Annotated in this window: 10 protein-coding genes; 3 read left to right on the top strand and 7 right to left on the bottom strand. The window is 69.4% G+C overall.

The annotated features are described in order from the left end of the window. Window positions 1-312: 312 nt before the first annotated feature. Complete coding sequence (locus tag ABTZ94_RS33575; RefSeq protein ID WP_351206591.1) at window positions 313-1,719, top strand: maltokinase N-terminal cap-like domain-containing protein; 1,407 nt, start codon at window positions 313-315, stop codon at window positions 1,717-1,719. 152 nt (window positions 1,720-1,871) lie between these two features. Beyond that, on the top strand, window positions 1,872-4,304 hold the full coding sequence (glgB, locus tag ABTZ94_RS33570; RefSeq protein WP_351206589.1) for a 1,4-alpha-glucan branching enzyme: 2,433 nt from the start codon (window positions 1,872-1,874) through the stop codon (window positions 4,302-4,304). 200 nt (window positions 4,305-4,504) lie between these two features. On the opposite strand, the gene ABTZ94_RS33565 is transcribed toward glgB, so the two are convergent. Both ABTZ94_RS33565 and ABTZ94_RS33560 read right to left on the bottom strand, forming a co-directional pair. Next, a complete protein-coding gene (locus tag ABTZ94_RS33565; RefSeq protein ID WP_351206587.1) occupies window positions 4,505-4,855 on the bottom strand; it encodes a thioredoxin family protein in 351 nt (116 codons plus the stop codon). A gap of 60 nt (window positions 4,856-4,915) precedes the next feature. Continuing rightward, window positions 4,916-5,896: an NAD(P)/FAD-dependent oxidoreductase gene (locus tag ABTZ94_RS33560; RefSeq protein WP_351206585.1), complete on the bottom strand. Its 981-nt coding sequence runs from the start codon at window positions 5,894-5,896 to the stop codon at window positions 4,916-4,918. A 91-nt stretch (window positions 5,897-5,987) separates the two neighbouring features. Here ABTZ94_RS33560 and ABTZ94_RS33555 point away from each other — a divergent pair, with 91 nt between their 5' ends. After that, window positions 5,988-6,587 (top strand): helix-turn-helix domain-containing protein, encoded by a 600-nt coding sequence (locus tag ABTZ94_RS33555; RefSeq protein ID WP_351206583.1) that lies wholly within the window; start codon window positions 5,988-5,990, stop codon window positions 6,585-6,587. Window positions 6,588-6,633: 46 nt separating this feature from the next. Here the strand turns inward: ABTZ94_RS33555 and ABTZ94_RS33550 are convergent, their stop codons facing one another. From ABTZ94_RS33550 to ABTZ94_RS33530, 5 genes are all read right to left on the bottom strand, one after another. Continuing rightward, entirely contained in the window at window positions 6,634-6,756 is a 123-nt protein-coding gene (locus ABTZ94_RS33550) for a hypothetical protein (protein WP_351206581.1), read from the bottom strand. A 56-nt stretch (window positions 6,757-6,812) separates the two neighbouring features. Continuing rightward, complete coding sequence (locus ABTZ94_RS33545; RefSeq protein ID WP_351206579.1) at window positions 6,813-7,196, bottom strand: peptidase inhibitor family I36 protein; 384 nt, start codon at window positions 7,194-7,196, stop codon at window positions 6,813-6,815. A 125-nt stretch (window positions 7,197-7,321) separates the two neighbouring features. Beyond that, window positions 7,322-8,248 (bottom strand): hypothetical protein, encoded by a 927-nt coding sequence (locus tag ABTZ94_RS33540; RefSeq protein ID WP_351206577.1) that lies wholly within the window; start codon window positions 8,246-8,248, stop codon window positions 7,322-7,324. A 516-nt stretch (window positions 8,249-8,764) separates the two neighbouring features. Continuing rightward, entirely contained in the window at window positions 8,765-9,106 is a 342-nt protein-coding gene (gene trxA, locus ABTZ94_RS33535; protein ID WP_351206575.1) for a thioredoxin, read from the bottom strand. A 3-nt stretch (window positions 9,107-9,109) separates the two neighbouring features. Next, window positions 9,110-9,514 carry a MerR family transcriptional regulator gene (locus ABTZ94_RS33530; RefSeq protein WP_351206573.1) on the bottom strand — a complete coding sequence of 135 codons (405 nt, stop codon included), beginning with the start codon at window positions 9,512-9,514 and terminating at the stop codon, window positions 9,110-9,112. Window positions 9,515-9,674: the final 160 nt, after the last annotated feature.

Genomic DNA, 9,674 nt, shown 5'->3' with positions numbered 1-9,674 from the left:
GCGGACGTTCCTCCGCCTTGCGATGCACCGCATCTGACGCCGCGCGCTGATCCACCACGGATTACGGGACAGCCCTCAGCGTCCCTTCGCACCACCAACCGCGGGGCGGTTTCCGCCGCCCCGCACGGGGCGCTCTCCCCCACATCGAGCACTTCCGGGCCCTTCCGGGTCCCATCAGGCGTTTCGATCCCTTCGAGTCGAGTCCGTACGGACCATCCTGCCCCGACACGTCCCGCACAGCCGGACAGCTATTGCCGCAATCCGGGACACTCTTCGCATCCTGTGGTGTGCCCGGGGAAAGGACGCGATGCCATGTCGGAGGCTGCATCCACTCGGGTCGCTCTGGCTGCCAACACAGCCCTGCTGCCGTCTCTCGCCCCTCTGCTGCACCAATGGCTGCCCCGGCAGCGGTGGTTCGCGGGCAAGGGGCGGCCGATCAACGCGTTCTCGCTGGTGTCGGCGACCGAAATACTGCCGGTGGGCACCGATTCCGTCGGCTCCGGTACCGGGACCGGAACCGGGCTGCTTCACCTGCTGGTCCGGGTCCACCAGCCGCACATGCCCGCGCAGTCGCCGGACGACTGCTACCAACTGCTGCTCGGCGTACGGTCCGTACTGCCGCCACGGCTGGCGCCCGCGCTCATCGGTCAGGTGACCGACGGACCGCTCACCGGCCGCACCGTCTACGAGGGACTGCACGACCCGCGCCTGGCCGGACTCCTGCTGGAGAGGTTCCGCGCCCCCGGCACTTTCGGCTCCCTGCGCTTCGACCGGGGCGGTGCACCCATCGCCGCGGAGCTCGCACCCCGGGTGCTCGACACCGAGCAGTCCAACACCTCGCTCGTCTACGGCAACGCCTACATCCTCAAGATCTTCCGCCGGATCTTCCCGGGCACCAACCCCGATCTGGAACTTCCGCTCGCCCTCGCGCGCGAGGGCTGCGGACGGGTGCCCGCCCCCGTCGCCTGGTTCGAGGCCACCGCACCCGAGCCGCTCACCCTCGGCGTGCTGCAGCCGTTCCTGCGCGGCGCGGAGGACGGCTGGCAGCTCGCGCTGCGCGCCCTCACCAAGGGCCGCGACTTCACCAACGAGGCCCACGCGCTGGGCCGGGCCACCGCCGAGGTGCACACGGCGCTGGCCGCCGCCCTGCCGACCCCCTCCCTGCGCCGCGCCCAGACCGAGCATCTCGCCGCCGCGATGGTGCAGCGGCTGGAGGCCGCCGCCCAGGCGGTACCGGCGCTCGTGCCGTACGTCCCCGGGCTGCGGGCCGCATTCGACGCGGTGGCCGCGCTGGGGCACCGGGGCCGCAACTGGGCGGCCCAGCGCGTCCACGGCGATCTCCATCTCGGCCAGACGCTGCGCGCGGCCGACGGTTTCTGGTCACTGATCGACTTCGAGGGCGAACCGGCCCGGCCGCTGCCCGAGCGCCGCCGTCCGCAGCCTCCGGTGCGCGACATCGCCGGCATGCTCCGCTCCTTCGACTACGCGGCCCGCTCGCACCGCCCGTGGAACGCCGAGTGGGCGGCCCGCTGCCGGACCGCCTACTGCGAGGGATACGCCAGAACCTCGGGCGTCGACCCGCGCAGCGAACCGGAGCTGTTGCGCGCCCACGAGACCGACAAGGCGGTGTACGAGGTGCAGTACGAGGCACAGCACCGGCCCGACTGGCTTCCGGTGCCGATGGCGGCGATCCACCGGCTGGCCTCCGTCGCCGACTGACGGCCCGGGTGCCGTCGCCCGCCCGCGGTCCTGCCGTCGTCGCACCTGCTCCGCCGCCCGGCACCGTCCCGCCCGGCCCCGTCCCTCCCCGCTGTTTTGTCCTGTCCGGCCCTGATCCGCCCCGACAACACCCTTCCGAGGAGGCTGTCCCTGTGACCGCCCGCAAGCCGTCCCGCAAAACGCCCGCCGCCACCGAGGTCCCACAAGTCCCGCTGCTGACACCGGCCGAGACGGCACCCCCCGCGGCCCCGGCGGAGGTGGACACGCCGCCCTCCTCGAAACCGGCTGCACCGGCCGAGCGGAAGAAGCCGGCGGGCGAGCGAGCCGCCACCGGTACTGATGCCGCGCCGCGCCGCCCCCGCCGGGGCGCCGGCAGCCAGGGAGTGCGACAGGCCCGCCCCCTCGACAAGGGTGACCGGGGCCGGCTGCTCGCCGGTGAGCACCACGCCCCGCACGACCTGCTCGGCGCCCATATGGTCCGCGGCGGTGTGACCTTCCGGGTGCTGCGCCCGTACGCGCGGTCCGTGACCGTGCTCGCCAAGGGGCTGCGGGCACAGCTGCACGACGACGGCGACGGCCTCTTCTCCGGGCTGCTGCCGATGCCCGCGCTCCCCGAGTACCAGCTCCTGGTCGCCTACGAGGACAACGAGATCGAGGTTCAGGATCCGTACCGCTTCCTGCCCGCGCTCGGCGAGCTCGATCTGCATCTGATCGGCGAGGGGCGCCACGAGGAGCTGTGGACCGCCCTCGGCGCTCAGCCCATGGAACACCAGGGCGTCGCGGGCACCCGGTTCACTGTGTGGGCCCCCGACGCCCGCGGTGTGCGGGTCACCGGGGACTTCAACTACTGGGACGGCGCCGGCTTCCCGATGCGTTCGCTCGGCTCCAGCGGGGTGTGGGAGCTGTTTCTGCCCGCGATCGGGGAGGGCACGCTCTACAAGTTCGACATCTGCCGCCCGGACGGTTCGCACACCACACGCGCCGACCCGATGGCGCGCCGTACCGAGGTCCCGCCCTCCACTGCCTCGATCGTGACGGCCTCGCACCATGAGTGGCAGGACCAGGAGTGGATGGCGCACCGCGGGGACGTACCGGTGCACGAGGCGCCGTTCTCCGTGTACGAGGTGCATCTGCCGTCCTGGCGGCCAGGGCTCACCTACCGCGGGCTCGCCTCCCAACTCCCCGCTTACGTAAGGGACCTCGGGTTCACGCATGTGGAGCTGATGCCGGTCTCCGAGCATCCCTTCGGCGGTTCCTGGGGCTATCAGGTCACCGGTTTCTACGCCCCGACGTCACGCATGGGCACACCGGACGACTTCCGTTTCCTCGTCGACGCGCTGCACCGGGCCGGCATCGGCGTCATCGTCGACTGGGTGCCCGCGCACTTCCCGCGCGACGACTGGGCGCTCGCGGAGTTCGACGGCCGCCCGCTGTACGAGCACTCCGACCCGTCGCGGGCGGCGCATCCGGACTGGGGCACGCTGGAGTTCGACTACGGGCGCACGGAGGTACGCAACTTCCTTGTCGCCAACGCAACTTACTGGTGCGAGGAGTTCCACATCGACGGGCTGCGGGTCGACGCCGTCGCCTCGATGCTCTATCTCGACTACTCGCGCGAGGACGGGGGATGGTCGCCGAACGAGCGCGGCGGCCGGGAGAACCTGGACGCCGTCGCCTTTCTCCAGGAGATGAACGCCACCGTCTACCGCCGCAATCCGGGCGTCGTCACCATCGCCGAGGAATCCACCGCCTGGAACGGCGTCACCCGCGCCACCCACCATGTCGGCCCCGACGGCTTCGGCGGGCTCGGCTTCGGGCTGAAGTGGAACATGGGCTGGATGCACGACTCCCTCGAATACGTGTCGAAGGAGCCGGTGCACCGCAAGTACCACCACAACGAGATGACCTTCTCGATGGTGTACGCGTACAGCGAGAACTACGTCCTGCCGATCTCGCACGACGAGGTGGTGCACGGAAAGCAAGCACTGGTCAGCAAGATGCCCGGCGACTGGTGGCAGCAGCGCGCCAACCACCGGGCGTACCTCGGCTTCATGTGGGCCCACCCGGGCAAGCAACTCCTTTTCATGGGGCAGGAGTTCGCCCAGGGAGCGGAGTGGTCGGAGGGGCACGGTCCGGACTGGTGGCTGCTCGACCCTTCGTACGCTGCGGAGAGCGACCACCGGGGCGTACGCACTCTGGTCGGCGACCTGAACGCGGTGTACCGCGCCACCCCCGCGCTCTGGCAGCGCGACACCGTCCCGGAGGGCTTCGACTGGGTGGACGGCGGTGCGGCCGACGACAATGTCTTCGCCTTCCTGCGCTACGACGCGCACGGCTCGCCGCTGCTCGCCGTCAGCAATTTCTCCCCGGTGGTGCGGCACGACTACCGCATCGGCGTCCCGGACGTCGCCGGTGACCGGGCCGCATGGACGGAGGTCCTCAATACGGACGCCGCCCGGTACGGCGGCAGCGACGTACACCATCCCGGGCCGCTGAAGCCCGAACCGGTGGCCGCGCACGGCCGGCCCGGCAGCATTCTGCTGACGCTGCCGCCGTTGGCGACGGTCTGGCTGAAGCCGGTCTGAGTCCACCCGCGGGGCCCGCGACCACCTCCTGGCCGCGGGCCCCGCCCCCTGCCCCCACTCGGCCGCCGAGCGCCTCGATCGTGCTGGGGGTGACCGGGCCGCACACGGAGGTGCGCTGCCTGACGATGGCTCGCGGTGTGCTCATACTTCCCGCCTGGACTCGGCAGTCGCAAGAGAAGCCGGCACATGCTCGCCGGCCATCACCCCCCGGCCCGCAGGATCGAGGCGAGCTTCTTCTCCAGGACGTGCTTGGGCGCCGCGCCGACCCACGAGCCTGCGGGCCGGCCGCCTGTGTAGACGACGAAGGCGGGAACGGAGGTGATGCCGAGCCGGGCGGCCAGCCCGGGCTCCTCGTCCAGGTCGACCCGGACGACGTCCAGGTTGCCGGACTGTTCGGCGGCCAACTGCTCCACGATGGGGGTGACCACCCGGCACGGGTGGCACCAGGTGGCCCAGAACTGGACCAGGACGGGCCGCTCCGCCTGAAGGACGCGCGCGGTGAACGTCTGCTCGGTGACGCTGTCCACCGGGCGCGGGGCATGTGCGGGCATACGTGGACTCCCTGTCTTGTACGGGTAGAAGAGTGGGATGCGGCGCTGCCGCACTGCGGGCTACCGGGTGGCGGCAGCCGCGTGGCGGTGCTGTTCGACGGCGCGGTCGACGTCCTCGTCCAGCAGGTCGGCGTTGATGGCGAAGGCAGCGGCGGACCCCATGCCGGCCGCGGCCACGACCTGCGCGCGCGGGTCGACGACGTTGCCGACGGCCCAGACGCCCGCGACGCTCGTACGGCCGGTGCGGTCGGTGACGACCCAGCCGGCGTCGTCCTTGTCGCATCCCAGTTCGGTCAGCAGTTCGTCGCGCGGGACGGGGCGGGGGAAAAGGAAGGCGGCAGCGCGGGGGACGACGCGGCCGTCGACGAGTTCGATTCCGCGCAGCCGGTCGTCGCCGACGACGAGCTGCTTGATCTCCCCCTCGAGCAGGTGCAGACCGCGCGCCGTCAGTCGTTCCCGGTCCTGCGCGGTCAGGTCCAGGGTGTGCGGGAGGAAGACGACATCGTCGCTCCACTGGCGCAGGAGCAGAGCCTGGTGGACCGCTCCCGGATGCGTGCCGAGGACGGCGAGGGGCTGGTCGCGGACTTCATGGGCGTGGCAGTGCGGGCAGTGCAGCAGGTCCCTCCCCCACCGTTCGCGGACGCCGGGGATGTCGGGCAGTTCGTCGCGCAGCCCGGTCGCGATCAGGACGCGGCGTGCCTTGAGCACCACGCCGCCCTCCATGCGGACGTAGTAGCCGTGGTCGATCTGTTCGACCCGGCCCCGCAGGAGCTGGACACCGTAGCGGGCGATCTCGGCCCGCCCGAGGTCGAGCAGGGCCGCCGGAGGCAGGCCGTCGCGGGACAGGAAGCCGTGCATGTGCGCGGCGGGCGCGTTACGCGGCTCGCCGGCGTCGATCACCACCACCTTGCGGCGAGCGCGGCCGAGGAGCAGGGCGGCGTTGAGGCCGGCTGCTCCGGCGCCGACCACCACCACGTCGTGGACCTCGTCGACGTCGCCGTGCCGTGCCCTGCTGTTCTTGTCGTTCGTCGTATTGATCATGTGAACAACCTCCTGCCGCGATAGTGCGCGCCCAGCAGTGGAGCGACAACTTCCGTTGCCATTTCTGGGACGCAGGAGGTGGAATGGGGGTATGGACGAGCAATCACCGATCGCCGCCACGCTGGCCCAGGTCGGCTCCCGCCTCAGACGCATCCGCGCCCAGCGCGGCGTGTCCCTGTCAGCGCTGGCCGAGGCCACTGGCATCTCCAAGAGCACCCTGTCGAGGCTGGAATCGGGCCAGCGCCGCCCGAGCCTGGAACTGCTGCTGCCCATCGCACAGGCCCACCAGGTACCCCTGGACGAACTCGTCGGCGCGCCGGAGGTCGGCGACCCGCGGATCCGCTGCAAGCCCCGCGTCCACAACGGTCGCACCGTGATTCCACTGTCGACACAGCCCGGGCGCCTGCAAGCCTGGAAGTCGATCATCCCCGCGGAACAGAACCGGCCTGATCCGGTCACGCACGAGGGACACGAGTGGCTGTACGTCCTGTCCGGACGCGTGCGGCTCATCCTGGCCGACCACGACCTGGTCATGGGGCCGGGTGAGGCGGCCGAGTTCGACACCCGCATACCGCACTGGTTCGGCCCCACGGGCGAATCTCCCGTCGAGGTGCTCAACCTGTTCGGCCCCCAGGGAGAACGCGTGCACGTCCGGGCCAAGCCCCGGTCCCGGGCGGAGCCGTCCACCTGACCGGAAAGGTCCGCTCATGCCTTGCCAAAGGGCAAGTGGTAGAGCTCTACCACTTGCCCTTGGCTACGTGCTCCACGCCCTGGGCGATGCCCTGGACCGAGGCGTCGCCCGTGGCGAGCGCGGTGCGGATGACCTCTTCGGTGCCGGGGAGAACGAGAAGGCCGGCCATCCCGTTTTCCCCCAGCCTCTCCTCGGACGGATCAGCTGGACCCGACTACACCATTCTCAGCAGAACGAGTCGAAGCGGACCGATGCGTTCTGGTTGTAGGTGTTCACCAGATTGAAGCGCTGACCGTTGAGGAAACTGTCGTGGGGGCCGCCGTAGTTGGAGTTGTAGAACACCACCGCGCCACAGAGCCGGTTGTTCCATGCCGAGGCTGCGTTGTTCTTCACGGCCTGGCCCTGCCCCGCTCCGGAGCTCGTGAAGGTGCTGCCGGCAAGGTCCGGGTCCGAAGCACCGAGTGCGTAGTACGAGCCGGCCTGGTTGGAGTTGTAGTAGAAACAGAACTTGCTCGACGGGCAGCTGGCCGCTTCGGCCGAAGACGCTACCAGGGGGGTCAGTGACGCAGCCGCGACGGCTGCCACAACGAGGGATGCCACACGCTTCATTTCGTTATGCTCCTCTATTGTTTTCTGGCATGGCGTGACGTTCCGGAGTTTTCCTTACGTCAGCCGTGTGTCCCACCGGCTTGCCTCGACGACGCTTCGGTGGGAAGTCTGAGATCCATACCGTGTCAGCGCTTCGTGAGGATGGCCGCCGCAGTGGCGAGCTGCTTCTTCTTGAGTTCCAGCGCCGCGGTGAAGGAGGCCTGTTCCTCCGCGATCAGCTTCTCCTGTTCGGCTGTCTCCACGTCGAACCACACGTCGATGAGATGCGTGCGCCGCTTGCATGCGACGTCAGCCACCGCCGTCTTGCGCTCGTCCCGCGCCGGGGACGCGTCCTGGAAGCGAGGGTCGCTCATCGCGGCGAGCGGATCGGGGTACGTGTACCCCTCTTCCTTCAGGCACGCCGACCAGTCCGTGAAAGCGCGCTTCACCCGGGAGTCGGCTTTGGCGGCAGCGAAACTCCGGAAGTTGAGCTGACGGGCCGGATCGCCAGGGGATCCGGAGATCTTCTCGGTTGCCTCGCCGATGCAGCCATCTGCCGGGATCTTCATCCCGTTGACTCGGAAGGTACCCCGCTCATCGGATGCGCTGCCGCCGGAGAGAAGGCGTTCGAGTTCTTTCTTCTTACCGGCGTCCAAAGGGGCGATCTGAGCGGCAAGAGAACGGTACTTCGACGTTTCCCTGAAGTGGTATCCGTCGTTCTCGGCCACTTCCTTGTCCGCCAAGCCGTAGCGGCGTTCCGTGAGAGTGGCCGGGCCGGGAGGGGGCCCCGGGGAGGTGAGCGTGTTACTCACTTTGAAGCGTCGCAGGCATTTGTTGACGAGAATGAATCTGGCCTGATCGATCTTCTCGATATCGGAGCGCGAGAACAAGTATTTCTCGACGGGAAGCCGAAGGTTCGCACTCAGGGCCTGCGTACGGGTGTCACGTGTTGATTCGGAGCCCGAGCCGCTGGTGGAGCAGCCTGCCGTGGAAAGGATGGCGGCTCCGGCTAAACCGATGACAGTGATGCGCCACCAGCCGTCCCCGAATAAGCGTTTCAGGTACACAGCCATTCCTTGGCAACCTTTGCTCAAGATACCGTTTCGCGGGCATGAAAACGGAGCTTCGGGAAGGAGCCATCCTTGGTGGCGAATTCCTGAGCACCAAAGCTCATTCACCATAAAATCACGGACCGGGCGCTTGATCAATACATAATTTCGAACCCCGCATCAGCCCCGGATATTGAGCCGAAACTGGTGGGTTGCCTGCTGGTTGACCGGGTGTGATCGAGGGTAAGGACATGCGCCTTCTCCTGAGGTGGCGCAGCCGCTCCGCGGCGAGCTCCAGGGACTCCACGTCCGTGCGCGACGCCTGCAGGGCCCTCACGGCCTTCACGCCTTCACCGCGGCCCCCCGACCGGGCCCACGCGACCATGCAGCAGCACTCCGATCCGGACGATTCGCCACAGGCGCGCGCCGCCGCGATCACGCTCCGGGACGCGACGGGCCGCTATCGCGGACGGGGCGCCCCGGAGCTCGCCGGGACCGACGGCTTCATCAAGCGGCCGGAGGGGTTCGAGCAGGCGGGGCTCACACCGGTTCGAGGACGTCCTCCAGCTCCTGGAGCAGCCGGCGCTTGGGGCGGGCGCCCACCATCGACTTCACCGGTTCGCCGGAGCGGAACACCATCAGGGTCGGCGCCGACAGCACCGCGTACCGGCTGACGATCACCGGGTTGGTGTCGATGTCGAGCTGGACGATCCTGATGCGCTCGGCCTCCTCTGCGGCGATCGAGCTGAGCACCGGGGCGAGCCGGCGGCAGGGGCCGCACCAGTCCGCGGTGAACTCGACCAGTACGGGGAGGTCGGCCCCGAGCACCTCCCCGTCGAAGGTGGTGTCGGTGACCTCGGCCACGCCCTCTGCATGAATCATCTGTCATCCTCCCAGTTCACAACGTGGTTCCGGACCGCCGGGAAGCTCTGCCGCGGCCTCCAGCTCGGCCCTCGCGAGCTGCGCACCCACCTGGACGCGCACCGCTTGGAGCTGCTCGATGAGCGAGTCGAGCTCGCCGAGCTTGCGCCGGTAGACGGCGAGCGAGGCCGGGCAGGCGTCACCGGCCGGGTGGCCTGCGCGCAGGCACTCGACGAACGGCCGGGTCTCCTCCAGTTCGAACCCGAAGTCCTGCAGGGTCCGGATCTGCTGGACAAGACGCAGATCGTCCTCGTCGTACGCCCGGTACCCGTTGCCGGCCCGTCGTGCGGGCAGCAGTCCGCGTGACTCGTAGTACCGCAGAGTCCGCGTGGTCGTCCCGGCCCGCTCGGCCAGCTCCCCGATTCGCATGGCGTCGACGGTAGACCTTGACGCGGACGTCAAGGCAAGCGCGGAAGGCGCACGCAAAAGGGCCGTCGCGGGAGCTCCCGCCCCGGCCCGCTGCTGGGTGGTAGATTCCTAGTGCTTCTCCACCCTGTGGTACCGGTCGCCGTCCCGCGGCGCCCGAACG

It is taken from the genome of Streptomyces sp. NPDC002785, from assembly GCF_040295565.1.
Taxonomy (GTDB): domain Bacteria; phylum Actinomycetota; class Actinomycetes; order Streptomycetales; family Streptomycetaceae; genus Streptomyces.
The sequence above is the reverse complement of the archived record's forward strand: the minus strand, read 5'-3'. Positions and strand labels throughout refer to the sequence as shown.

Excerpts from the sequence above, each read along its gene's own strand:
- ABTZ94_RS33560 (WP_351206585.1), bottom strand. The coding sequence starts at position 5,896 with ATGATCAATACGACGAACGACAAGAACAGCAGGGCACGGCACGGCGAC.
- ABTZ94_RS33565 (WP_351206587.1), bottom strand. The coding sequence starts at position 4,855 with ATGCCCGCACATGCCCCGCGCCCGGTGGACAGCGTCACCGAGCAGACG.
- trxA (WP_351206575.1), bottom strand. The coding sequence starts at position 9,106 with ATGATTCATGCAGAGGGCGTGGCCGAGGTCACCGACACCACCTTCGAC.
- ABTZ94_RS33530 (WP_351206573.1), bottom strand. The coding sequence starts at position 9,514 with ATGCGAATCGGGGAGCTGGCCGAGCGGGCCGGGACGACCACGCGGACT.
- ABTZ94_RS33540 (WP_351206577.1), bottom strand. The coding sequence starts at position 8,248 with ATGGCTGTGTACCTGAAACGCTTATTCGGGGACGGCTGGTGGCGCATC.
- ABTZ94_RS33545 (WP_351206579.1), bottom strand. The coding sequence starts at position 7,196 with ATGAAGCGTGTGGCATCCCTCGTTGTGGCAGCCGTCGCGGCTGCGTCA.
- ABTZ94_RS33575 (WP_351206591.1), top strand. The coding sequence starts at position 313 with ATGTCGGAGGCTGCATCCACTCGGGTCGCTCTGGCTGCCAACACAGCC.
- ABTZ94_RS33550 (WP_351206581.1), bottom strand. The coding sequence starts at position 6,756 with ATGGCCGGCCTTCTCGTTCTCCCCGGCACCGAAGAGGTCATCCGCACC.
- ABTZ94_RS33555 (WP_351206583.1), top strand. The coding sequence starts at position 5,988 with ATGGACGAGCAATCACCGATCGCCGCCACGCTGGCCCAGGTCGGCTCC.